This is a genomic window from Pseudomonas sp. FDAARGOS_380, from assembly GCF_002591235.1.
GTDB lineage: Bacteria > Pseudomonadota > Gammaproteobacteria > Pseudomonadales > Pseudomonadaceae > Aquipseudomonas > Aquipseudomonas salmasensis.
Genome location: NZ_CP023969.1, coordinates 4,885,066 through 4,908,856, shown reverse-complemented (window position 1 = coordinate 4,908,856; position 23,791 = coordinate 4,885,066). Strand labels below are relative to the sequence as shown.

Below are 23,791 nucleotides of genomic sequence, written 5' to 3'. Positions count from 1 at the left end.
CACATGGCGACGTTCAAGCCATCAACCGCCATGCACCCACCGCTGGTGCAACCCACGCGCAAACGCATCCAGCGCAAACCCCAGCACCCCGATCACCAGCACCATCGCCATCAACTCCGAGTAAGCGAGCCGATCACGGGTGTCGAGAATGTAATACCCCAGCCCCGCACTGACCCCAAGCATTTCGCAAGGCACCAGCACGATCCACAGGATACCGATGGCCAAGCGTACGCCGGTCAGCACATGCCCCACCACGCCTGGAATGACCACCCGGCGTAACGTCTCCCAACGCGTGGCACTCAAGCTCTTGCTTAACTGCAACCAACGCGGGTCGAGCTGACGTACGCCCGCTGCGGTGTTGAGCATGATCGGCCAGACGGCGGCAAAGGCCAGCAGGAAGTAGATTGGCTGGTCGCCCACGCCCATCAGCATCACCACGATCGGCATCCAGGACAGCGGCGATATCATCCGCAGAAACTGGAACGCCGGCGTGGTCGCCGCCTCCAGGTTACGCGAACTGCCCACCAGCAACCCGAGCGGTACGCCCACCAACAACGCGAGAAACAACCCGACAAAAATACGCTTCAGGCTCACGGCGATATGCAGGTACAACTCACCGCGCCCGAGCAATTCCCACAGACTGCTGGCGGTGGCCGCCAGGGAAAAGCGCGCCGACAGGCCATCGGCCTCGCCAAACACGTTCACGCCCAGCCACCACAGCAGCAGCAAACCCGCCAAGCCACTCAGCCCCAGCCACCAGCCGGGGATTCTGCTGTTGTTCAAACGCCGATCTCCTCGTGCCGCTCATAGCCTTCCGGCAAACCGAAGGTCTGCATGCCGCCCACGGCTTCGATCGCGTTGCGCACGAAGCGGTCGTCTACCAGGTCCTTGGCCACGAAGGCTGGGTCCAGGCCGGCGAGGAATTTTTTGTCGCCTTCGATCAAGGTGTCCTTCAAGCGCCGCACCAGTTCTTCGGTGTAGCTGGGGAACGGGTACGGTTGGAAGTCGATGCGATGCTCGTCCCAGTTGGCATGCTGGATCGCGCCGCTTTTCAAATAGGCGTCCCGGTCGCTGGCAGCCGGCGCCAGAACTTTGCTCAACACCGGCTCGGCATGGGGCGTGTAACGGTTATCGCCGCTCTTGGACAGTAGCAGCGCCGCCTCACCGCGGTGGTCACGGGTCCACACCTGAGCCTTGACGATGGCGTTCACCACCTTTTGCGACCACTCCGGGCGGTTGGCCAGGTCGTGCTCATGCATGAACACCACGCAGCAGGCATGGTTGCGCCACACGTCGCCAGTAAAGCGCTGCACACGACCGACCTTGAGGTTTTCTGCCAGGGCGTTGAACGGTTCGGCGACGATGTAGCCGTCGATGCGTTTGCTGGCCAAAGCCGGAGGCATGTCCGAGGGCGGCAACACGATCAGGTTGACCTCATTGGCGGCAATCGAACTGCCGGTGGCGCGAGTGACCGGGGTGAGGCCGTTATCGCGGAACAGTTGCTGCACCACCACGTTATGGATCGAGTACCAGAACGGAATCGCCACCGACTTGCCGCCCAGTTGCTTCACGTCGGTAATGCTTGGCGATACGGTCAAGCCTGAACCGCCCACATGGTTCCACGCCACAACTTTGGCTGGCACCTTACTGCCATAGCGCGCCCATACGGTCATCGGCGACAACAGGTGTATGACGTTGACCTGGCCGGAGATAAACGCCTCGATTACCTGGGCCCAACTGCGCAACAACACCGGGCGCTCGGCCTTGATGCCTTCGGCTTCGAACAGGCCGTTGTTGTGGGCCACCAGCAGTGGCGTGGCGTCAGTGATAGGTAGGTAGCCAATGCGCACCGGCGCGTCGGGCTCGTTGGCGGCACGCGCCTGCAAGCTGCTCAGCAGAGGCAAGGCGCCGGCGGCACTGAGCACAGCGGAAAGCTTTAGAAAGTCACGGCGCGAGTGGGTCAGGTCATCCAGACACATGGGTAAACTCCTGTTGTTCAAGGGGGTTGGGTTGAGGGCGGCTCGCCTGCCGTAAGGTTTTCAAAATCTCGATACGCAGCGCACCGATGGCCTCGACCTGTTCTTCCCGAGGGTGCGGCAAATCAATAGCCCACTCGCCCAGCGTCCGCGCCGGGCGGTTACCCAGTAGCAGGATGCGGTCCGACAGCAGCAGCGCTTCGTCGATGTCGTGAGTGATCAATACCGCCGCCGAGCCCTGCTCACGATTGACCTTGAGCAACAGGTGCTGCATATCGGCGCGAGTCACTTCATCCAGCGCGCCGAAGGGTTCATCAAGCAGCAACACTTGCGGCTGACGCGCCAGGCAGCGAGCCAATGCCGTGCGCTGGGCCATGCCACCGGACAATTGCGCCGGGAACTGCTGGCGCGCAGGTTCCAGCCCTACCGCCGCAATGGCGTGGTCGACACGCCGGCGGCGCTCTTCAACACTCAAGTGCGGTTGGCGGGCGAAATCCAGGCCGAAGGCAACGTTCTTTTCCAGGGTCAGCCAAGGCAGCAGGCTCGGGTCTTGAAAGGCCACCACCACGCGCGGATGCGGGCCGCTCAATGGCTCGCCCAATACCTGCATACGGCCCGCCTGAGGTGCCTGCAAGCCGGCCAGCACCCGCAGCAGGCTGGATTTGCCCACGCCGCTAGGGCCCAGGATCGACACCACTTCGCCCGGTTGCAAGTGCAAGTCGAAGCCTTGCAGCACCGGCCCACTGCCATACCCCAGGCAAATACCCTGGGCCGTCAATACCGCCTGGCTCATAGATTGGCCTGGCGATGCAGCTCGGTACGCAGTTGCACCAGGCTGGGCGTTACGATCGGCACAAAGGCCGACTCGCGCCAGCGCCGGGCAAAGCCGCTGCCGTGGGCGGTCAAATAGGCCTTGCCACCGCTGGCTTGCAGTTCAAGCTGCACGGCGCTGGCGGCGGTTTCGGCCAAGGCGATGCGCAGCTTGAACAGCGGTATAGGCTCGGCGGTAAAACGCCCGGCCAACAGCCCGTTTTTAAGCTCGCTGACCAGATGATCCAGGGTCACGCGCAGGGCTTCCAACTCTTCGCGCAGTACGGTGCGACTGGCACCCAAATGGTGAGCCACTTCGGCTAGCGAACGCCGGGCCAAGCCAATCGACATGCCGCACTGCAAGCCCAGGAACGCCGGGCGTACCGCGGGCAGGAACTTGCGCGCATCCTCGTGCAGCAACCACTCGCGACTCAGCTCCACGCCTTCCAGGCCAAGCGCTGCGGTGTTGCTCGATTGCAGCCCGAGCAGCTCCAGGTCGCGTGAACGCTGCAACCCGGCCACCGAATCCGGAATCGCAAGGATAAACGGCGCGCCGCCGCCCGCATGCTCGATGGCCGCTGCAGCGACAAAGCCATTCTTGCGCAAGTTGGTCACCCAATGCAGGCGACCGTTGAGGGTCCAACCGTGGTCGTTGGGCTCGGCGCTGATCTGCAACGTTTCGATACCCGACAGAAACTTCATCGCATTCGACAGCCCGGTGGCACCGGCCAACTTGCCGCTGAGCAGGTCTGGCATCAGTTGCTCGCGCAGGCGCTGATTGGGGCTCTGCAGCAAGTACTCGATAAACGAGCGCTGGCCCCAGCACACAAACGCCGCCGCCAGGGAATGGCTGGCCACATTGGCGATGGCCTCGACCGCCCCCGCCACATCACCGCCCAGGCCGCCCAATTGAGTGGGCACGCCGATTTTCAGAATATTGGCTTCTGCCAGCCGCGGCAGCACTTCCTGTGGATCGCAACTGCCCACGTCCAGGGCCTGCGCTTGAACATCGAGCCAACGGCTCAAGATTGGGTCAAGCATTCATGTCTCTCCTTTTACAGCAGGTGGGCCAACGCCGAATCAGTTGGCCGGTTTTTCCCAACGGTATTGCGCCAGCTCCGGGTTCAGCGGGGTGCGGGCAAACACGTTAGCGAAGTTGCACAGGGTTGCCAGGCTGACACCCAGGATGACTTCCAGCGCGTGGCCGTCGGTGTAGCCGGCAGCGCGGAACGCTTCGAAGCCTGCGTCACTCACATCCCCACGGGTGGCGATCACTTCACGGGTAAAGGCGGCGAGTGTCTCATAGCGTGCGTCAGGCAATTCACCGCGGCGGCGCAGGGCCTCGATCACTTCCTCCGGCAGCTTGGCTTTGTTGCGGGCAACTGCGGTGTGCCCGGCGACGCAGAAATCACACCCGTGGCTGGTGGCGGCAATCAGCTGCACCACCTCACGGTCGGCCAGGCTCAGCTCGGCCTTCGCATTCAAGCCGGAGACGGTGATGTAGGTTTCCAGCGCAGCCGGTGCGTTGGCCAATACCCCCAGCAGGTTAGGAATAAAACCCGAGCCTTTGAGCGCGTTTTCCAGGAAGGGTTTGGCGGCCTCCGGGGCAGTTTCGGGGGTGAGCAGCGGTACGCGGGACATGAAGTGGACTCCTGTTGGGTTTGAATGCCCCAGTCTGTTGGTTCTAAAAAAAGCGCTCAATAGGCTAAAGTAGCGATTACTTGCTCTTGAGTCTTTCCATTAGATGAATTCGTCCAGCGTCCTTGTCGATTGGTTATTAGATAGCCTCGAACTCAACACCAGCTTGTTTCACGTCGGCCGCTATTGCGGTGACTGGCACGCGAGCACCCACGGCCTGGCACAGGCGAGCTTCCACTTGATCGTGCAGGGCGAATGCTGGCTGCATATCGACGGCGATCCAAGGCCACAACACCTGAATAATGGTGACGCGGTGTTTCTGCTGCGAGACTTTGCTTTTCGCCTGTCCGGCCAAGCCACGGCAGCCGGCGCCCAGGAGTGCCCACGCCGCGCAATGCTGCCCCTCGACAGTACGGCCACCGACGGAGTGGGATTAGTCTGCGGTTTCTTTCACTTCCAATCCGGCTTGTCGACACTCATTGTCGACACCCTCCCCAGCTGGATCATCCTGCGCGCCGGCGACCCGTCGCTGATGGCTGCACGCAACCTGTTCGAATTGATCCTGCAAGAATGCGCACGCACGCCGGCGCCCTCTTCCGCTTTGCTGGAGCGCCTGTGCCACCTGCTGTTCCTGTATGTGTTGCGTCAGCAAGTGCTCGACAACACCGAGCTTGGCGGCCTGGCGGCGCTAGGCCGGGCTCCTGCGTTTGCGCATTTGCTGGAGCAATTGATCGCCCGCCCCGCCGAGCCCTGGAGCCTGGAAAGCATGGCGGACTGCACGGGGTTGTCGCGCTCGGCGTTTTTCAAGCGCTTCAGCGAATTGTGCGGGCAGTCACCCGGGCAAGTACTGCTGATGATCCGCATGCGCCACGCCTGTGGGTTGCTCAAGGCGGACCAGACCGTGGCCGAGGTGTCGCTGGCGGCCGGGTATCAGTCGGTGGCGGCGTTTACCCGAGCCTTTCATAAAGTCACCGGGCAACAGCCTGGCGCCTATCGCAGGGCGCAAGCCTAGCCGTGTAAACCCGTGCCGGGCCGGGCGCACAACTGCACCAGCCAATCGACAAACACCCGCACCCGCTGCGACAACTGCCGATGGGGCGGGTACAACGCTGTCAGCGCCATTTTCGGTACTGCTACATCGGCCAGCACCTGCACCAACGTGCCCTCGGCCAGTTGGCGCAGCGCGTGATAACGTGGCGCCTGGATCAGCCCATAGCCGGCTTCGCACGCAGCGAAGTAACCGGCGGAGCTGTTTACGGCAACCACCTTCTTCAGGTTGATCGGGCGCAACTCGCTGCCCAGCAGAAATTCCAGGCCAAACCGTTTACCGCTGGCACTGGAAACGTACTCGACCATTTGGTGACCCGCCAACTGCTCAAGGCACAAGGGCGTGCCCATGCGCGCAAGGTACGCGGGGCTGGCCAGGGTCAGTTGTTCCATCATCGCCAAGGGGCGCGCCACCAGCGATTCGTCCAGGGCCGGACCACCGCGCAACACGCAATCGACGCCTTCGCGTATCAGATCTACCGGGCGGTCGTTGAGGCCGATCTCCAGTTCGATCTGCGGGTACAGGGCGGTGAATGTGGGTAAAGCCGGAATCACGATCAAACTGCCAATGCCTGAGGGCATATCGATACTCAAGGTGCCGCGGGGGTTCTGGCGCTGCGTGGAAAACACCGCCTCGGTTTCCTCAAGATCGGTCAGCAACTGCACACAACGTTGGTAGTACGCCGCGCCATCCAGGGTCGGGCTGACGTGGCGTGTGGTGCGCTGCAGCAGTTGCACGCCGAGATGGGCCTCCAATTGCTTGATCAAAATGGTCACTGAGGCGCGTGGCAATTGCAGGCTGTCGGCGGCCTTGGCAAACCCGCCCAATTCGACAATCCGAGTAAACACGCGCATGGCGTTAAAACGATCCAAAAGAGTGCTCCTGCAAGGATTGTTTAGATATTACAAACAGTGATAGCACTTTTAGCGGGTTTATCTGCATTTTTTCAAGGGCAACAATGGGCCCTCATCACAAGGAGCGCCCCTATGCACACTCGACAACTCGGTAAAAACGGCCCGCATGTGTCTGCCATTGGCCTTGGCTGCATGGGCATGACCGATTTCTACACGCCCGGCACCGACACCACCGAGGCCACTGCAACCTTGCACCGCGCCTTAGAGTTGGGCGTCAACTTTCTCGACACCGCTGACATGTACGGCCCGCACACCAATGAGCAATTGATCGGCAAGGCCATCGTTGGCAAGCGGGACCAGGTCTTCCTGGCCAGCAAATTCGGGATCGTGCGCGACCCCGCCAACCCCGTAGTACGCGGCGTGAATGGCCGGCCCGACTATATCCGCAACGCCATCGACGGCACCTTGCAACGCCTCGGGGTGGATACGCTGGACCTGTACTACCAGCACCGCATCGACCCGGACGTGGCCATCGAAGAAACCGTCGGCGCCATGGCCGACCTGGTGAAACAGGGCAAAGTTCGCTATCTGGGCCTGAGCGAGGCGTCTGCCGTTACCCTGGAACGAGCGCATAAGGTCCATCCTATCAGCGCCCTGCAAAGTGAATATTCGCTGTGGAGCCGTGACCAGCAAGACAACGGCTGCCTCGCCACCTGCCAACGCCTAGGCATCGCGTTTGTGCCGTACAGCCCGTTGGGCCGTGGCTTTCTAACCGGCGCGCTGAAAAGTCCGGATGATTTCGGTGCTGATGATTACCGGCGCTTCAGCCCGCGCTTTCAGGGCGAGAACTTTGCGAAAAACCTGCAGCTGGTCGAACAGGTCAAGGCCCTGGCGGCAGACAAAGGTGTGACGGCCGGACAACTGGCGCTGGCCTGGGTATTGGCCCAAGGCGATTACATCATCCCGATTCCCGGCACCAAGCGGCGCACCTATCTGCAAGAGAATGTGGAGGCGGTGTCGATTTCCCTCAGCGCGCAAGAACTGGCTGCCCTGGATGCGATTTTCCCTGCCGATGCAGCCGCAGGACTGCGTTACCCCAAGGAAGTGCTGGCCATGCTGGATATCTAGCGCCTGCTGAAAACCTTTGTGCGGGCCGTTCTGAGCGGGATTGATGAACGGCCTGCCGACTCCCGTGCAAAGCGCAGGAGTCAGACTATTCTCACAGCTCCTAGTGTAAAAACCGCCACACAGGAGGTGTGTCATGCACGCGACTGAGCATTCGGTCCGCTTGGAGCAGATCAGTCAGGAGCGCTTCATCCAGGCGCCGATCGACGCGGTTTATGACTATGTCACCCAGCCCGACCGCTGGCACGAGTGGCACCCCACCTCCCTCAGCGCCGACACCGGCACCACCGGTTCATTACCGGTCGGCACGCGCTTTACCGAAATCATCGACCTGCTGGGCATACGCGTCCCCATGAGTTACCGCGTACAAATCGCCCGCCGCCCCAGCGAATTCAAGACCATGTTCACCTCCCTGGCGGTTGACGGTTCCATCCATTATTTCTTGCGCGCTCATCAGCGAGGCACGCTGTTCAAGCGGGTGCTGACTTACGAGACCGAACTGCAACTGGCGTCTTTGCATGAGCGCATGGTCACGTTATCGGCGATTGCATTGGACAGGCTCAAGCAAAGGCTGGAAAACCAGGGCTTCGTATAATTTAGAAACATTACAACGGCGTCACAATGCAAACACGCCCGCAAAAGCAGGGAGAATGCCCGGCTTATTGCCGCGCCTTCAGTGAGACCCACGATGAAAACCCCATTGCGACTGGCCCTGCTCAGTGCCCTGTTCACCACCACCCTGGCCCAGGCCGCCGAGCTGATCCCCATCGACGTCCACCGCGACGCCAACTGCGGCTGCTGCAAAAAATGGATCAGCCATTTGGAAAGCAACGGATTCAAGGTCAACGACCACGTTGAAGCCGACATGAGCGCGGTGAAACAACGCCTGGGCGTCGCGCCACGCCTTGGCTCGTGCCACACAGCGGTCATCGACGGCAAATTCGTCGAAGGCCACGTGCCCGCCGAACAGGTCCTGGCTCTGCGCAAGCGCGACGACCTGCTGGGCCTTGCCGCACCGGGCATGCCCTTGGGCTCGCCAGGCATGGAAGTGGATGGACGCAGCGAGGCCTATCAAGTCATAGGCCTTACCCGTGAGGGCAAAGACGTGGTGGTAGCGGACTACCCGGCTCACTGACCGGTGTTGATGGGTTACCTGGGGCTGTTCGCCGCGGCATTTGGCGCGGCGACGTTATTGCCCCTGCAATCGGAAGCCGTGTTGGTGGGCCTGCTGCTCAGCGGGCATTACAACCTGTGGCTGCTGCTGGGCATAGCGACTTTGGGCAACGTGCTGGGCTCGGTAGTCAATTGGCTGCTGGGCCGCTCGGTGGAACGCTTCAAAGAGCGACGCTGGTTCCCGGTCAGCACCAGGCAGCTGGACAAGGCTCGCGGCCATTACGCGCGCTGGGGGCACTGGACGTTGTTGCTCAGTTGGGTGCCGATTATTGGTGACCCGCTGACATTGGTGGCTGGGGTGATGCGTGAGCCGTGGTGGCGGTTTTTGCTGCTGGTGACTCTGGCCAAGGGCGTGCGTTATGGCGTGCTGGCGCTCATTACTCGGTAGTTGACCGCCCGTCGCCACTGTCATTTCTCACAGCTAGACGGTTATCACCTTCTCATATTTGCTGACCCTGTTTGGCACGTTTTCTCAAATCAGCCTGAAGGGTCACCCCCATGTCCGATAAACGCTCAGACAGTCCACCCATCCTGCACCCACCACGCATCATAGGCCTGGAGCCGCCGCCCTACAACGACAACACGGTACGCCCCCTTCCCGAACTCCTTGCTGATGTAGGGGTTGGTATACGCAGCCTCGAAAACCGTTTGTTGATTACCTTCGAGAGCTGGACCCAGAAGCGAGTCGGCGATACTTACGAATGGTATATGGGAGACCGGCGTTTTCCGGTCGCCTGGGGGGAAATTTTTGCTGGCCAGGAAACGCAGCCACGCTACCAACTGTCGGTACTACGCGAGCATGTACCGTTAGGTAGGGTGTTCCCCTGCTATGGCCTGGTCAGGCGTAGCGGGTCTGGCACTGAAATCACATCGCAGGAAGAAACCTGGTTCTTGAAAGATACCCGGCCAGGTGGCGTGGATCAGGACCCAGGCCTCCCCTACCATTCGGCGCTGATCCTTCACCTGCCAGAGGACCTGAGTGACCCAAATGCCGAGCTCGACAGCGTCCGCGCAAAAGAGGGTGTGCTCATTACCATTGATCACTACCCCGAAGCATATGTAGGTGACACCATCGAGTTGTATTGGAACGGCCATTTGGTGGAGCTGTCGTTGGACGCGGATCAGGCTGAGGGGCTCAAGCCTATCGAGGTGTTTGTCAAGCCGGATGTCATCACCTTGGGCGGTAGCGGCCTGCTGAGTATCCGATTCCGGATCTATGACTTGGTGCTGAACTTCTCAGGGGAAGTGCGGCAGTGGTCTCAGGTCGTAAACCTGAAAAGTAACCTGGATCCAAACGCATTCATGCGCCCCCACTTCTTGGTGGATGGCGCAGACATTGATCGTAATGACGTCGATTTCGATCAGTACGCACAGAGTCACTTCGAACTCGAAGTGATTGTGCCCACACGACTCTCCAATGGCGCCACAACGCCAGCAGGCGCTCAGATCGTAGCCACCATCGAGGGCACACGCGCAGATAAAACGAAAGTCACCGTCACACTGCCAGCGTTTGCCGCCCGGCCCGGGCGTTCGGCCTATACCACCGTCGAGAACAGCATCCTCGAAGACCTGATCAACGGTTCGATGAGAATTTCCTACAAACTGCAATTCCCGCTGGGCACTGAGATTGGCTATTCCGCAGGTCTGACTGTCACAGTTTTCGGTACTGTTTCCAACATGCCTGCGGTTGAAATCGAGGAAAACGAGGGCGGCTTGATTGATCCGACCGAGCCCTACCTCAAAGTCAACTTCCCGGTCTTCACACCTTACAATCCGAACTATCACGTCACCTTGCGCTTTGAGGCCCACCAACCCGGCGGCGGCCTGGTGTTTTATGAACAAACCCAGCAGGCGGGTGACCCTCCACCGCCCACAAAATTTCGGATTGTGTCCCCTAAAGATTTCTTACAGTTTGACGGGCTCGGGCCGATCGACGTCTTTTATCGTGTCAATGATGGTGTGACCACGGTACAGGACGCCGGTGTGCTGACGGTGCGTGAATCCGAGCACCTGATAGTAGAAATAGGCGAACGTAGCGCCGACCTGCCTGCGCCGCAGATTGAAGGCGTAGATGAAAATGGCAACCTCGATCCGACCGATGTAATTTTCCAGGTCAATGCCACTCTGCCCTATGCCTTTATACCAGGTGACACTGTGGTGTGGCGCTGGGTTGGCTCTGGTGTAGATGGCAGCACAGGCGGCACAATTAACGTCGTTGTAGCAGGAGAGATTTCGTTTGCGGTAGCTCGAAAGTATGTCGACTTGAATAACAACGGCACCATTCGCTTTAGCTATTCCCTCATACGCGGCAACCAACCACTGCGCTCTGAAACACTTGACGTGACAGTCGGTAAAGCAATAGGTGTACTGCCAAGGCCGGAAGTGCTTGAAGCCTCGCGATACCCAGACCAACTAAGACCGGAGGCCGCAACAACCGGAGCGACGATTGAAGTATCGTTCCTGACCATGTCGCCCAGCGACCGGGTCATGGCAGTGTTCAGTGGCACACCGGGCATCGGCACTTATGAAGACACTCAGAATGGCAACACCTCAAGAACGTTGCACTTTGACGTACCGAGCGAAGTGGTAGGCGCTAACATTCTTTCCGAAGGTCGCTTGATTACCGTGCAGTACTTTGTGCTGCGCGGCACACGGAGAATACCGTCGCCCATACTGGATCTGCTGTTACTGCCCCTGACCACGCTACCGACCCCCACCATCGAAGGGCATGATAGCCCGGTACTGGTGGTTTCCCAGCTCACTGGCCAGGAGCGCACCCTGATCAATATCTGGCTCTTCATTCACCGTTTTCAGCGGATATGGATGACATATAAAGGTATCTACAGCGATGACATGCCTTACCGTGAGGATACGTACAGCGAGAATTTAGTAACGCCTGAGGGCGAGAGTCTGGGCATCATGCCTCCCACGCCGCCGGATCTGCGCAGGCTCAAGGATGGATCGACGCTGACCATCGATTTCTGGGCCAGTTTTGATCGTAGTACCAACAAAACCAATGCAGTGCACTTCCGTCAACGCACGTACACCATTCAGGCACTATCAGGAGTTTTGCCGCACCCCTTTATCAATGGCACCACCGATACCGGGCCGAATGTGACAGTCGACCCGCTGCCAATTGAACACAATACGACGGTGACCGTACGGTATACCGGTATGAGTGGCCAAGATTTCATCACGCTTGTATGGACTTTTGCCGACGGCAGCAGTCATTCGGCTGGTCTGCCTGGGCTGGATGGCGGCACCGTGGTGTTCAATCTCACCGCTGATAAAGTCTTGCATCGCAGCGTATACAGTACGGTATGCCTGACATATTCCGTGGCGCGCACAGGCGTGCCTGATCCGATTGCGTCGCAGGTGCAGACGGTTTGGGTCAATGCAATTCCTGCGGCAGACTTACCGCAGCCACTCGTCAACAATGTCAACGACGGAGACACGCTGGACCTGGCGAGTTTTGCTGGCGACGCCAAGGGGTCAGTAAGTAAATGGCCTTTGAGCGATGAAGATCAACTGACGTGGATGGTGTTGAGCGCTGAGGGAATTGAAGATTTAACCGTGTTCGAGGGCAAGGCGATTAACGCCACGGAGGCTGCGAATGGATTGAAAGATCAAGCAGTGCTGCGTAGTTGGTTGGCCAGGGTGCCGAATAACAGCCAGATCACGGTCAAATTCTGGGCGGCTTATAACCGCATTAACGACAAAAGCCGTGCAGTGGCTTTCCCCAGCACCCAATACACCCTTGCTCTCGGTAATACACTTATCGTCTGGCCAGACAGAATCAGGCACAGTTCGTATATGTATAGGTTGGGAGATTACCCCAACATTGTCGCTACCAGCACGTCACGCAATACGACACAAGTGAACGTATCAGGCGGCACCGCGCCCTATCGTTTCTCGTCCAGTAAAAGTAATGTGGCCGCTGTCGATGCAAATGGAGCGGTCTCAACACGGGGTAATGGGGTAGCGATTATCAGCATTACCGACTCGTCAAGTCCGCCACAGGTCAGGACAGTTACTGCCTCGATTGAAAACGTGATCTGGGTTTACAACAATGGCTCGGGAACGTTCGATCAAATGTTTAACAGTGCCGTTGATAGAAACATGTCATTGCCTTATCTTGAGCAACAAAAGTTAATGCAAGAGCAGTATGCTGGTCGTTGGCCAATGGCAAATAATTACTATTGGTCGCGCTCACGTCAGCGTGAAGAATTTGGGATTGAGTTCTTTTGGACGACCAATCTGGCCTCGGGGGTAACGGCATGGTTCGCCAATGTTCCCAGCAATACTTTTAATGCGGTAGCTATAGACCAGTTTAAATACGAAGATTAGCCGGAGTGATGAAAAGGGACGAATCTATTCTATTTATGGGTTCGTCCCTAGCCCCGATAAATTCCGGGAGCGTTAAAGCAGTTACGCCTCAAAGCGGACGCCAACGACTTGCCCGTCCACAGCCCTGCTGCTAGATGTTAATTTTCACTTAATCCCCTCCCGACAGCATCCGATTACTCCATTCGGAACCCCGCCCATGACTTCAGTCCGCGCCCTATCCATCGCTACCCTACTGAGCCTCAGCGCCTCCTACGTGTTCGCCTCCAGCGAAGGACGCGTCTACGGCCCTGAACTCCAAGGCTTCCAATACCCTCACCCTCTCCAACATTTCAGCTTCCAATCCCAAGGCAAATCCCTGCAAATGGGCTACATGGACGTCCCCGCAACCGGCACTCCCAACGGTCGCAGCGTGGTGCTGATGCACGGCAAGAACTTCTGCGGTGCCACCTGGGAAGGTTCGATCAAGGCGCTGAGTGACGCCGGTTACCGCGTCATCGCCCCGGACCAGATAGGTTTTTGCTCCTCCAGCAAGCCCGACCATTACCAGTACAGCTTTCAGCAACTGGCGACCAACACCCATCAACTGCTGGAAAAGCTCGGCATTCAAAAGGCCACGGTGATCGGCCATTCCACCGGCGGCATGCTCGCCACGCGCTATGCGCTGATGTACCCCCAGCAAACCGAACAGCTTGGGCTGGTGAACCCCATCGGCCTAGAAGACTGGAAAGCCTTGGGCGTGCCTTACCAGAGCGTCGACCAGTGGTATCAGCGCGAGCTGAAGCTGAGCGCCGACGGTGTACGCAACTATGAGCGCAGCACCTATTACGGCGGGCGCTGGAAACCTGAATACGAGCGCTGGGTGGACATGCTCGCAGGCCTGAACAAAGGCCCGGGGCATCTGCAGGTTGCCTGGAACTCGGCGTTGATTTACGACATGATCTTCACCCAGCCGGTGTACTACGAGTTCAAGGACTTGCAGGTGCCCACCCTGCTGCTGATCGGCACCAGCGACACCACCGCCATCGGCAAAGATGTGGCGCCGCCGGCGGTCAAGGCCAAAATCGGTCATTACGAGGTACTGGGCAAGCAGGTGGCCAAGCTGATTCCCCGCGCCACGTTGGTGGAGTTCCCCGGCCTTGGCCATGCGCCGCAGATGGAAGAACCTGAACAGTTTCATAAAGCCCTGTTGCAGGGGTTGAAGGCCCTTTAATTCCACCTTTTCGAGGCCCGCGTGCATGTCGATACAGATAGCAGTGATGGATGATTGGCAGCACGTGGCCAGTAACGTGGTGGATTGGTCGACACTGGACAGCGTAGGCAAGGTGCATTTTCTCCACGACTACCCCGCCGATACCGCCACCATGATCGAGCGCTTGAAGGGATTCGAAGTGATTTGCCTCATGCGCGAACGCTCAACCTTTGACAAAGCCTTGCTGCAAGGGCTGCCCAAGCTCAAATTGCTGGTGACCGGCGGCATGCGCAATGCCGCCATCGACCTTTCCGCAGCCAAGGCCCTGGGCATTCAGGTGTGCGGCACCGACAGTTATAAGCACGCCGCCCCGGAACTGACCTGGGCGTTGATCATGGCCTCTACGCGAAACCTGCTCGCCGAAGCCAACTCGCTGCGCGCAGGTGGATGGCAGGTCGGCCTGGGCGGCGACCTGCATGGCAAGACCCTGGGCATCCTAGGGTTGGGCAGTATTGGCCAGAAAGTCGCAAAGTTCGCCCAGGTGTTTGGCATGCGGGTGATTGCCTGGAGTGAGAACCTCACGCCTGAGCGTGCGGCGGAATCTGGGGTGACCTGGGTCAGCAAGCGCGAGCTGTTTGAGCAGGCGGATATCCTGACCATCCACCTGGTGCTCAGCGAGCGCAGCCGTGGCCTGGTGGATGCGCAAGCCTTGGCCTGGATGAAACCCAGCGCGCGGCTGGTGAACACCGCGCGCGGGCCGATTGTGGATGAGCAGGCGCTGGTGCACGCGTTACGCAGCGGTCGCCTGGCCGGGGCAGCGCTGGATGTGTATGCCGAGGAACCGCTGCCGGCTGACCATCCATTTCGCCGCTTGCCCAATGTGCTGGCTACGCCACACGTGGGGTATGTGAGCGAGCAGAATTACCGGCAGTTCTATCAGCAGATGATCGACGATATCCAGGCTTGGGCCAGCGGTGTGCCCATTCGCGGGCTCAGCTGACGCACCATTAAAGTGCAATCTTGGTGGCTCGCGAAAAACGCCGACGATAACGCGGGCATTCTGGTGTTACGTGGCGCTCTCTGGTTTTTCGCGAGCAAGCTCGGTCCTACAGGGGGCAGGGTGGCATATCGTTAAAAGTTTTTTGTCCTACAAAATCTGCATGAAAACCCAGCAGGCGCTGGGATCTGTCCTAGACTCATGACCGATGGGTCCGTTCCAAAACAAAAACCCCGCAAAAAATCTAAACTTTCGAAACCTGCCGCTGGTCAAGTTTTAGGTAAGGGCGAGCACGCGCGCTTCAGGCCGAATGCCCGCTCATCCAATCTTTTTTAGCCGACGTTGCAACTGGCATACGCCTTGCCAGCTTGTATAGCGCTTGTGTGCCTGGCCGCAGGATGCGGTCACTCGGAGCTGATGGCAGCGGGCCATTAGCCAACCAACAGATGGGAGTGCATTATGATCAGTGCCGCAGTAGATACTCAGGGAGAGCGTTTTAGTCAGCCGGCAGGAGGGCCAAAGTCTTTGGCCGACCTGCCCAACACTGTGCGGCCGGTCGTGAGTCAGAATCCGAATCGAAAGAAAGTCTTGTTTGTCACCTCCGAGTTCGCGGACCTGGTGAAAACCGGTGGCCTGGGCGACGTCTCCGCTGCCCTGCCCCGCGCCATGGCCCACCTACATGATGTGCGGGTGCTGATTCCGGGTTACCCACAAGTGATGGAAAGCGACAACCCGATTCATATCGTCGGTGAACTGGGCGGCCACGCTGCGTTGCCACCGTGCAAGATCGGGCGCATGGACCTTGCGGACGGCCTGGTCATTTACGTGCTGATCTGCCCCGAACTGTATGAGCGCGAAGGCACGCCCTACGGCGCCAACAACGGCCGCGACTGGCCGGACAATCATATTCGCTTCGCCCGCCTGGGCCTGGCCGCCGCCGACATGGCCGCCAACCTCGCGCAAATCCACTGGTGCCCAGACCTGGTGCACGCCCATGACTGGCCTGCGGGCCTGGCTCCGGCGTACATGCACTGGCGTGGGTCACGCACGCCCACCCTGTTCACCATTCATAACCTGGCCTACCAAGGCGTGGTCAGCCTGGCCTCGACGCCAGAGCTGGGCATTCCGCCCCACGCCCTGCAACAAGAAGGCATGGAGTTCTACGGCAAGATGTCGTTCCTCAAGGCGGGAATGGCGTATTCCAGCCATATCACCACCGTGAGCGCCACTTACGCCCAGGAGATCACCACCCCGGAATTCGGGTGTGGCCTGGATGGCTTCCTCGCCAGCAAGACTCAACAGGGGCTGCTCAGCGGCATTCCCAACGGTATCGACGAAAGCTGGGAAACCTCTACCGACACGCACCTGATCCACAACTTCAATATCGGCGACTGGGAAGGCAAGGCTATCAACGCCGCCCATGTGCGCGAGCTGTTTGAGCTGCAGCCATCGAGTGGCCCGCTGTTCGCGGTGGTCTCGCGCCTGGTCTACCAGAAAGGCCTGGACCTCACCGAAGCCGTCGCCAGTTTCATCGTCGAAAACGGCGGCCAGATTGCGATCATCGGCCGTGGCGAACCGGAAGAAGAGCAGGCCATGCGCGAATTGGCACTGCGCTTCCCAGGCCAAGTGGGCGTACGCATCGGCTTCAATGAGACCGATGCCCGCCGCATGTTTGCCGGCAGCGATTTTCTGCTGATGCCGTCGCGCTACGAGCCTTGCGGCCTGAGCCAGATGTATGCGCAACGCTTCGGCTCGTTGCCGGTGGCGCGTAATACCGGCGGGCTGGCGGACACCATTGAGGATGGCGTCACCGGCTTCCTGTTCAATGAATCCACCGTGCAAAGCTACGAAGAGGCGCTGCGCCGCGCCTTCAAGGTGTTTGCCTTCCCCGGTCTGCTCAATGCCATGCGCAGCCGTGCCATGACCCAGCCGTTCAACTGGTGCCAGGCCGTGGAACCCTACGCCGAACTCTACGAACAACTGGTGGCCAAGGCCCTGGGGAAATCGAACAAATAGCGATTGGAACAACTAAGGGAGGTCTTCATAGATGCCGTTACGGACTCTGGAAACCTGGCCCCACGGCGCAATCATGCTGGACGCGCACCGCACGCGCTTTGCGTTATGGGCGCCAGACGCATTTTATGTCAGCGTTGAATTGGAACAGGGTAAAACCATCGTCATGCTGCCCCAGGCCGGTGGTTGGTTCGAAGTCGAAGTCGCGTGCCCTGCCGGCACGCTCTACCGCTTTAATATCGATGGCGAAAACACGGTGCCCGACCCTGCTTCCAGGGCCCAGGCGCTGGATGTGCATGGCTGGAGCCGGGTGGTTGACCCCCTCGCCTACCAATGGCGCCACAGCCAGTGGCAAGGCCGCCCCTGGCACACGGCGATCATCTACGAGCTTCACGTCGGTGCCATGGGCGGCTACGCTGGCGTCGAGAAACACCTGCCGCGCCTGGCCGAGCTGGGCGTCACCGCGATTGAATTGATGCCTCTGGCGCAATTCCCCGGCGAGCGCAATTGGGGCTATGACGGCGTGCTGCCCTACGCACCCCACGCCACCTACGGCACGCCCGAGCAACTCAAGCAACTGATCGACAGTGCCCATGGCCACGGCTTGGCGGTGATCCTCGATGTGGTCTACAACCACTTCGGCCCCGATGGCAATTACCTGGGCCAGTACGCCCAGGGTTTCTTCCAGGAAGACGTGCACACGCCCTGGGGCGCTGGCATTGATTTCGAGCGCCGTGAAGTGCGGGATTTCTTCCTCGATAACGCCCTGATGTGGCTGCTTGAATACCGTTTCGACGGCCTGCGCCTGGATGCTGTGCACGCCATCGACAACCCCGGGTTTCTGCAAGAACTGGCGCAACGGGTACGCCAGCAAGTGGACGGCGGGCGCCACGTGTGGCTGATGCTGGAAAACGAACTGAACCAGGCCAGCCTGTTGCAGCACGATTTTGACGCGCAATGGAATGATGACTTTCATAATGTGCTGCATGTGTTGCTCACCGGTGAAACCGACGCCTATTACAGCGACTTTGCCGAACAGCCCACCGCCAAGCTGGCGCGCTGCCTGGCCGAGGGGTTTATCTATCAGGGCGAGACCACCCGCCATGGCCATGCACGCGGTGAATCCAGTGCGGATTTACCCCCCAGTGCCTTCGTGGCGTTCCTGCAAAACCACGACCAGGTCGGCAACCGCGCCTTGGGCGAACGCCTGCACCAGCTGTGTTCGCCCGAGGCGCTGAAAGCGGCGACTGCCCTGCTGTTGCTGTGCCCCATGATCCCGATGCTGTTCATGGGCGACGAGGTAAATGCCGCCGAGCCCTTTCTGTTTTTCACCGACCATCATGGCGAATTGGCCGAGGCCGTGCGTGAAGGCAGGCGCAATGAGTTTGCCGACTTCGCGGCGTTTCACGACCCCGAGCAACGCCAGCGCATCCCCGACCCCAACGCGCTGCAAACCTTTTTGCAATCGATGCCCTCCTTCGTCGAAAACGACCACACCCAGCTCTACCGCCACCTGCTGAGCCTGCGTCACGCGCACGTGGTGCCGCACTTGCCCGGCACCGTGGCGCTCGGGGCGCACGTGCTGGCCGACCGCGCCGTCACCGCGCGCTGGCGCCTGGGCAATGGCCGTGTGCTGCAGATCGACCTGAACCTGAGTAAGCAGCCCCTGGACCATCCGGCGCCCCAGCCGATTATTTTCCAAACGCCTGCCCAGCAAGGTGCGCACTTACCGCCCTTGAGCGCACGCGTTTGCTTATCCCCTGTTGGAGAAATGCTTTGAGCGAAGCGAACCTGGAAATTCTCGCCAGCCGCGCGGGCCTGGCCGTCGATTGGATCGATGCCAACGGTCGCCCGCAGCATGTAAAGCCTGACGCCCTGCGCGCCGTTCTCAAAGGCCTTGGGCACCCGGCCGACAGCGATACCGAGATCGACGCCAGCCTGCAGCAACTTGAGCAGGCGCAGCAAGACACCCACCTGCCACCCTTGATGACCACCGACAGTGGCGCGGGCCTGGACCTGGCGCGTTACTTCGCCCCGGACACCCCGTGCCGCGTCAGCCTGGAAGGCGGCGAAACCCTGGAGCTGCGCCTGGACGGCGAGGCCGTGCTGCCCGGCGTCATTGCCCTCGGCTACCACCAGGTGCATATCGACGGGCAAACCTTCACCCTGGCCGTCGCGCCCAGCCATTGCTACAGCGTGGCCGACGCGGTCGACAGCCAACCCGCTCGCGCCTGGGGTCTGAGCGCCCAACTGTATGCCTTGCGCCGCCTCGGCGATGGCGGTTTTGGCGACACCCTGGCCCTGGAACACCTGGTGCGTTCAGCCGCCGAGCGCGGCGCCGACGCCGTGGCAATCAGCCCGATGCACGCGATGTTCAGCGCCGACACCGAGCGCTTCAGCCCTTATTCACCCTCCAGCCGCCTGTTCCTTAACAGCCTGTATGCCTCGCCGGCGTGCATTCTCGGTGAACGTGAAGTGCGTAACGCCATCGAGGCTGCCGGCTTGGCCGACGAGCTGCATGCCCTGGAACAGCTCACGCTGATCGACTGGCCTGCCGCCGCCAAAGCCAAGCAACGCCTGCTGCGAACGCTGTATGAAGACTTCCGCCACGGCGCGCATCCCCAGCATGCCGACTTCCAGAGCTTCCGCCAGGCCGGCGGCGAAGCCCTGGAAAACCACTGCCGCTTCGAAGCGATACAGGCCCAGCGTGCCGCCGCTGGTGAGGACCTGGACTGGCGCCAATGGCCCGAAGCCTGGCGCACGCCGCAAAGCCCGGCCCTGGCGCAGTTCGCCGAAGACAACCGCGATGAAATCGGCTATTTCGCCTTCACCCAATGGCTGATCGCCCGCAGCCTTGAGCGCGCGCAACAAGCCGCCCGTGGCAGCGGCATGGGCATCGGCCTGATCGCTGACCTGGCAGTGGGTGCCGACGGTGGCGGCAGCCAGGCCTGGAGCCGCCAGGATGAACTGCTGGCCGACCTCACCGTGGGCGCGCCACCGGACATTCTCAACCGCGCAGGCCAGGGCTGGGGCATCTCGGCCTTTTCCCCCGAAGGCCTCAAGCGCAATGGTTTTCGCGCCTTTATCGAAATGCTGCGGGCCAACTTCGCCCATGCCGGCGGCTTGCGCATCGACCATGTGATGGGCTTGCAACGCCTGTGGGTGATCCCCCTGGGCGCATCACCCCGCGAAGGTGCCTACTTGTATTACCCGGTAGACGACCTGCTGCGTCTGCTCGCCCTGGAATCGCACCGCCACCAGGCCATCGTCCTCGGTGAAGACCTGGGCACCGTGCCCGACGGCCTGCGCGAGAAGCTCAGCGCCCGCTCGATCCTGGGCATGCGTGTGCTGCTGTTCGAACAGAACCATGACGGCCAGTTCAAGCCCATCCTCGATTGGCCCGACAACGCCTTGGCCACCACCAGTACCCACGACTTGCCCACCCTCAATGGCTGGTGGCACAGCCGCGATATCGAATGGAATATCCAGCTCGGCCTGATCGATGCGCCCACCGTGGACCAATGGAGCGAACACCGCCTGCGCGAACGCCAGGCACTGCGCCAAGCCTTGAGCCAGGACCCGCAGAACTTCATCGATGAGATCCGCAACGACACCGACCATATGATCGACGCCAGCGTGCGTTACCTGGGCCATACCCGCGCGCCCCTGGTGTTGTTGCCCCTGGAAGATGCTTTGGGCATGGAGGAGCAAGCCAACCTTCCAGGTACCCTCGACACCCACCCCAATTGGCGCCGCCGTTTGCCCGGCGAAGCCGCCAGCCTGCTCGACAATGACAGCGCCGCGCGCCGCCTCGAACTGCTGGCCGTGGCGCGCAACCAAGCCTATGAGCGTGACCGATGAACGCACTGCCCCTGCGCGCCACCCAGCGCCTGCAATTTCATAAAGGTTTCACCCTCGATGACGCGGTGCCGCTGGTGCCGTATTTCGCCCAACTGGGCATCAGCCACCTGTATGCCTCACCGCTGTTGAGCGCCCGCGCCGGCTCCATGCACGGCTACGATGTGGTCGACCCGACCCGCGTCAACCCGGAGCTGGGTGGCGAAGCGGCGTTGCGTCGCCTGGTCGCCGCGCTGCGTGAGCACGACATGGGCTTGATCCTCGATATCGTCTCCAACCATATGGCCGTGGGCGGCGCGGATAACCCTTGGTGGCTGGACCTGCTGGAGTGGGGCCGCCTAAGCCCCTACAGCGAGTTCTTCGACATCCAGTGGCATTCTCCCGACCCGCTGCTCAAGGGCCAGTTGCTGATGCCCTTTCTCGGCAGCGATTACGGCGAAGCCTTGCAGAGCGGCACGCTCCCGCTCAAGTTCGACGCCGCCCAGGGGAGTTTCTATGTCGAGCATTACGAACACCATTTTCCGATTTGCCCCCGGGACTACGGCCTGATCCTGGGCAACGATGAGTTACTCAAACCGCTGGCCGAACGTTTCGCCGCCCTCGCCTATCAGCACGACGCCTACGCCGAAGCCGCCACGCTCAAACAAGCCTTGGCCGAACGCGCCAGCGAGCTGCTACCCGCTATTGAACAACGCCTGGCCGCATTCGACAGTCGCCAGCCCGAGGGCTTCGAGCGCCTGCATCACCTGCTTGAACAACAGACCTATCGCCTGGCCAGTTGGCGCACCGCCGCGGACGACATCAACTGGCGGCGCTTCTTCGACGTCAATGAGCTGGGCGGCCTGCGGGTCGAGCGCGCAGCGGTGTTCGAAGCCACCCATGGCAAGATTTTCGAGCTGATCAGCGCGGGGCTGGTCGACGGGCTGCGCATCGACCACATCGACGGCCTCGCCGACCCTCGTGGCTATTGCCGCAAATTGCGTCGGCGGGTGGATGCGCTGTCACCCCAGCGTCACCTGCCGATCTTTGTCGAAAAGATCCTGGGCGAAGGCGAAACCCTGCGTGAAGACTGGCAGGTGGATGGCACCACCGGCTACGAGTTCATGAACCAGTTGTCATTGCTGCAACACCATCCCGAAGGTTTTACGCCGCTGGCCGAGATGTGGACGCGTTACAGCGACCGGCCTTCAGCCTTCGGCGAAGAAGCGCGGCTGGCGCGCCAGCAGATCCTCAATGGTTCGTTGGGCGGCGACTTCGAAAGCGTGGCCCAGGCCCTGCTGCAAGTGGCCCGCGATGATGTGATGACCCGCGACCTGACCCTGGGCGCCATTCGCCGGGCCTTGCAGGAACTGATCGTGCATTTCCCGGTGTACCGCACCTATATCAGCGCCAAGGGCCGCAGTGCGGACGATGACAAGGTGTTCCAGCAGGCCATGGAGGGTGCGCGCAGCACCCTCAACGAAGGCGACTGGCCGGTGCTCGACCACCTGGAGCAATGGCTCGGCGGCCAGCCCTGGCGCAATCGCCCGGTGGGCCGCGCGCGCAAGATGCTCAAGCATGCCTGCGTGCGCTTCCAGCAACTGACCTCGCCCGCCGCCGCCAAGGCCGTGGAAGACACCGCGTTCTACCGTTCGGCAGTGCTGTTGTCGCGTAACGATGTGGGTTTCAGTACCGAGCAATTCAGTGCGCCGCTGGCCGATTTCCATGCAGCCAATCAACAGCGCCTGAAGACCTTCCCTGGCAACCTGCTGGCCACCGCTACCCACGACCACAAACGCGGCGAAGACACCCGCGCACGCCTGGCGGTACTCAGCGAGTGCGCCCCCTGGTATGCCGAACAGGTCGAGCACTGGCGCCGCCTGGCCGAACCTTTGCGCGAGAGCGCCGAGAGCCCCTCGGCGGGTGATGAGCTGATTCTTTATCAGGTGCTGCTGGGCAGTTGGCCGCTGGAGCCCAACCCCGATCTGGAGGCGTACCAGCAACGCCTGTGGCAGTGGCAGCAAAAAGCACTGCGCGAGGCCAAGTTGCAGAGCAGTTGGAGCGCGCCCAACGACGCGTATGAACAGGCGGTGGACGGGTTCCTCAAGCGCCTGCTGCTCAGTGAGGCCGGTGCGCCGCTGCGCAGTGCCCTGGACAGCGCCGCCCAGGCCATCGCTCCCGCTGGCGCCCTGAATGGGCTGGCGCAAACCTTGCTTCATCTGACCGTGCCGGGTGTGCCGGATATTTACCAGGGCGATGAGTTCTGGGACTTCAGCCTGGTCGACCCGGACAACCGTCGCCCGGTGGACTTCGCTGCGCGCCAACGTGCATTGCAGGCACCACCGGACATCGGCGAACTGTTGTTCAACTGGCGCGACGGGCGTATCAAACAGGCAGTGATCGCCCAGGTGCTGGGCCTGCGCAAAGCCTGCCCCGAGCTGCTGCGCCATGGCAGCTACACACCGCTGGAAGTGCTGGGCCAACACGCGGAACGCGTGGTTGCGTTCTACCGTGAACATCAAGGCAAGCAGTTGCTGGTGGTGGTGCCGCGCTGGACTTATCTGCTGCTTGAAAACGGGATGTTTCCCCAGATTAATGCGCAGGTTTGGGGCGATACGCGGGTGAAATTACCGTTCGCCGCCCCTGCACAAAACTGGAAGGGACTTTTTCAAACGGGCGTAGTCACACCCAACAAGGAGCTGTTGATCAGCGCTGCCCTGGGGGATCTCCCGGTCAATGTCTTTATCAATCCTGATAATCAAGAAAGCTGAAAATTTTCTGTGA

18 protein-coding genes are annotated in these 23,791 nt (G+C 60.6%); 12 read left to right on the top strand and 6 right to left on the bottom strand.

Annotated features, from left to right (window positions below):
* Positions 1 to 21: 21 nt before the first annotated feature.
* From CRN80_RS23095 to CRN80_RS23075, 5 genes are read right to left on the bottom strand one after another with little or no spacing between them, the layout of a single operon-like run.
* Entirely contained in the window at positions 22 to 783 is a 762-nt protein-coding gene (locus CRN80_RS23095) for an ABC transporter permease (RefSeq protein WP_098951356.1), read from the bottom strand.
* Positions 780 to 1,979 (bottom strand): ABC transporter substrate-binding protein, encoded by a 1,200-nt coding sequence (locus tag CRN80_RS23090; protein WP_098951354.1) that lies wholly within the window; start codon positions 1,977 to 1,979, stop codon positions 780 to 782. Before CRN80_RS23090 ends, CRN80_RS23095 begins: the two co-directional genes overlap by 4 nt.
* A complete protein-coding gene (locus tag CRN80_RS23085; protein ID WP_098951352.1) occupies positions 1,966 to 2,769 on the bottom strand; it encodes an ABC transporter ATP-binding protein in 804 nt (267 codons plus the stop codon). The genes CRN80_RS23090 and CRN80_RS23085 overlap by 14 nt, the downstream gene beginning before the upstream one ends.
* The gene (locus tag CRN80_RS23080) at positions 2,766 to 3,827 is read right to left on the bottom strand and encodes an acyl-CoA dehydrogenase family protein (protein WP_003191576.1); all 1,062 of its coding nucleotides are present in this window, start codon (positions 3,825 to 3,827) and stop codon (positions 2,766 to 2,768) included. Before CRN80_RS23080 ends, CRN80_RS23085 begins: the two co-directional genes overlap by 4 nt.
* 39 nt (positions 3,828 to 3,866) lie before the next feature.
* The gene (locus CRN80_RS23075) at positions 3,867 to 4,427 is read right to left on the bottom strand and encodes a carboxymuconolactone decarboxylase family protein (protein WP_032897108.1); all 561 of its coding nucleotides are present in this window, start codon (positions 4,425 to 4,427) and stop codon (positions 3,867 to 3,869) included.
* 103 nt (positions 4,428 to 4,530) lie between these two features.
* Here CRN80_RS23075 and CRN80_RS23070 point away from each other — a divergent pair, with 103 nt between their 5' ends.
* Positions 4,531 to 5,436 carry an AraC family transcriptional regulator gene (locus CRN80_RS23070; RefSeq protein WP_098951350.1) on the top strand — a complete coding sequence of 302 codons (906 nt, stop codon included), beginning with the start codon at positions 4,531 to 4,533 and terminating at the stop codon, positions 5,434 to 5,436.
* Here CRN80_RS23070 and CRN80_RS23065 read toward each other — a convergent pair.
* The gene (locus CRN80_RS23065; protein WP_098951349.1) at positions 5,433 to 6,344 is read right to left on the bottom strand and encodes a LysR family transcriptional regulator; all 912 of its coding nucleotides are present in this window, start codon (positions 6,342 to 6,344) and stop codon (positions 5,433 to 5,435) included. The genes CRN80_RS23070 and CRN80_RS23065 overlap by 4 nt on opposite strands.
* A gap of 114 nt (positions 6,345 to 6,458) precedes the next feature.
* Here CRN80_RS23065 and CRN80_RS23060 point away from each other — a divergent pair, with 114 nt between their 5' ends.
* From CRN80_RS23060 to CRN80_RS23010, 11 genes are all read left to right on the top strand, one after another.
* A complete protein-coding gene (locus CRN80_RS23060; RefSeq protein WP_098951347.1) occupies positions 6,459 to 7,454 on the top strand; it encodes an aldo/keto reductase in 996 nt (331 codons plus the stop codon).
* A 133-nt stretch (positions 7,455 to 7,587) separates the two neighbouring features.
* Complete coding sequence (locus CRN80_RS23055; protein WP_098951345.1) at positions 7,588 to 8,046, top strand: SRPBCC family protein; 459 nt, start codon at positions 7,588 to 7,590, stop codon at positions 8,044 to 8,046.
* Positions 8,047 to 8,139: 93 nt separating this feature from the next.
* On the top strand, positions 8,140 to 8,586 hold the full coding sequence (locus tag CRN80_RS23050; RefSeq protein WP_032897098.1) for a DUF411 domain-containing protein: 447 nt from the start codon (positions 8,140 to 8,142) through the stop codon (positions 8,584 to 8,586).
* 3 nt (positions 8,587 to 8,589) lie between these two features.
* Positions 8,590 to 9,012: a YqaA family protein gene (locus CRN80_RS23045; protein ID WP_032897096.1), complete on the top strand. Its 423-nt coding sequence runs from the start codon at positions 8,590 to 8,592 to the stop codon at positions 9,010 to 9,012.
* 110 nt (positions 9,013 to 9,122) lie between these two features.
* The gene (locus CRN80_RS23040; protein WP_098951343.1) at positions 9,123 to 12,971 is read left to right on the top strand and encodes a hypothetical protein; all 3,849 of its coding nucleotides are present in this window, start codon (positions 9,123 to 9,125) and stop codon (positions 12,969 to 12,971) included.
* A 196-nt stretch (positions 12,972 to 13,167) separates the two neighbouring features.
* Positions 13,168 to 14,181, top strand: a complete 1,014-nt coding sequence (locus CRN80_RS23035; protein ID WP_098951342.1) for an alpha/beta fold hydrolase — start codon at positions 13,168 to 13,170, stop codon at positions 14,179 to 14,181.
* A gap of 25 nt (positions 14,182 to 14,206) precedes the next feature.
* Entirely contained in the window at positions 14,207 to 15,160 is a 954-nt protein-coding gene (locus CRN80_RS23030) for a D-2-hydroxyacid dehydrogenase family protein (protein WP_098951340.1), read from the top strand.
* A gap of 456 nt (positions 15,161 to 15,616) precedes the next feature.
* Complete coding sequence (gene glgA / locus CRN80_RS23025) at positions 15,617 to 17,173, top strand: glycogen synthase GlgA (RefSeq protein ID WP_078467083.1); 1,557 nt, start codon at positions 15,617 to 15,619, stop codon at positions 17,171 to 17,173.
* Between the two features lie 31 nt (positions 17,174 to 17,204).
* Positions 17,205 to 18,950 carry a malto-oligosyltrehalose trehalohydrolase gene (treZ, locus tag CRN80_RS23020; protein WP_098951338.1) on the top strand — a complete coding sequence of 582 codons (1,746 nt, stop codon included), beginning with the start codon at positions 17,205 to 17,207 and terminating at the stop codon, positions 18,948 to 18,950.
* Complete coding sequence (gene malQ / locus CRN80_RS23015; RefSeq protein ID WP_032897086.1) at positions 18,947 to 21,031, top strand: 4-alpha-glucanotransferase; 2,085 nt, start codon at positions 18,947 to 18,949, stop codon at positions 21,029 to 21,031. The genes treZ and malQ overlap by 4 nt, the downstream gene beginning before the upstream one ends.
* The gene (locus CRN80_RS23010; protein WP_098951336.1) at positions 21,028 to 23,778 is read left to right on the top strand and encodes a malto-oligosyltrehalose synthase; all 2,751 of its coding nucleotides are present in this window, start codon (positions 21,028 to 21,030) and stop codon (positions 23,776 to 23,778) included. Before malQ ends, CRN80_RS23010 begins: the two co-directional genes overlap by 4 nt.
* Positions 23,779 to 23,791: the final 13 nt, after the last annotated feature.

Bases quoted from the DNA above. Each gene is read 5' to 3' on its own strand.
- CRN80_RS23090 (WP_098951354.1), bottom strand. From the start codon at position 1,979: ATGTGTCTGGATGACCTGACCCACTCGCGCCGTGACTTTCTAAAGCTT.
- CRN80_RS23085 (WP_098951352.1), bottom strand. From the start codon at position 2,769: ATGAGCCAGGCGGTATTGACGGCCCAGGGTATTTGCCTGGGGTATGGC.
- CRN80_RS23080 (WP_003191576.1), bottom strand. From the start codon at position 3,827: ATGCTTGACCCAATCTTGAGCCGTTGGCTCGATGTTCAAGCGCAGGCC.
- CRN80_RS23075 (WP_032897108.1), bottom strand. From the start codon at position 4,427: ATGTCCCGCGTACCGCTGCTCACCCCCGAAACTGCCCCGGAGGCCGCC.
- CRN80_RS23070 (WP_098951350.1), top strand. From the start codon at position 4,531: ATGAATTCGTCCAGCGTCCTTGTCGATTGGTTATTAGATAGCCTCGAA.
- CRN80_RS23060 (WP_098951347.1), top strand. From the start codon at position 6,459: ATGCACACTCGACAACTCGGTAAAAACGGCCCGCATGTGTCTGCCATT.
- CRN80_RS23055 (WP_098951345.1), top strand. From the start codon at position 7,588: ATGCACGCGACTGAGCATTCGGTCCGCTTGGAGCAGATCAGTCAGGAG.
- CRN80_RS23050 (WP_032897098.1), top strand. From the start codon at position 8,140: ATGAAAACCCCATTGCGACTGGCCCTGCTCAGTGCCCTGTTCACCACC.
- CRN80_RS23040 (WP_098951343.1), top strand. From the start codon at position 9,123: ATGTCCGATAAACGCTCAGACAGTCCACCCATCCTGCACCCACCACGC.
- CRN80_RS23035 (WP_098951342.1), top strand. From the start codon at position 13,168: ATGACTTCAGTCCGCGCCCTATCCATCGCTACCCTACTGAGCCTCAGC.
- CRN80_RS23030 (WP_098951340.1), top strand. From the start codon at position 14,207: ATGTCGATACAGATAGCAGTGATGGATGATTGGCAGCACGTGGCCAGT.
- glgA (WP_078467083.1), top strand. From the start codon at position 15,617: ATGATCAGTGCCGCAGTAGATACTCAGGGAGAGCGTTTTAGTCAGCCG.
- treZ (WP_098951338.1), top strand. From the start codon at position 17,205: ATGCCGTTACGGACTCTGGAAACCTGGCCCCACGGCGCAATCATGCTG.
- CRN80_RS23010 (WP_098951336.1), top strand. From the start codon at position 21,028: ATGAACGCACTGCCCCTGCGCGCCACCCAGCGCCTGCAATTTCATAAA.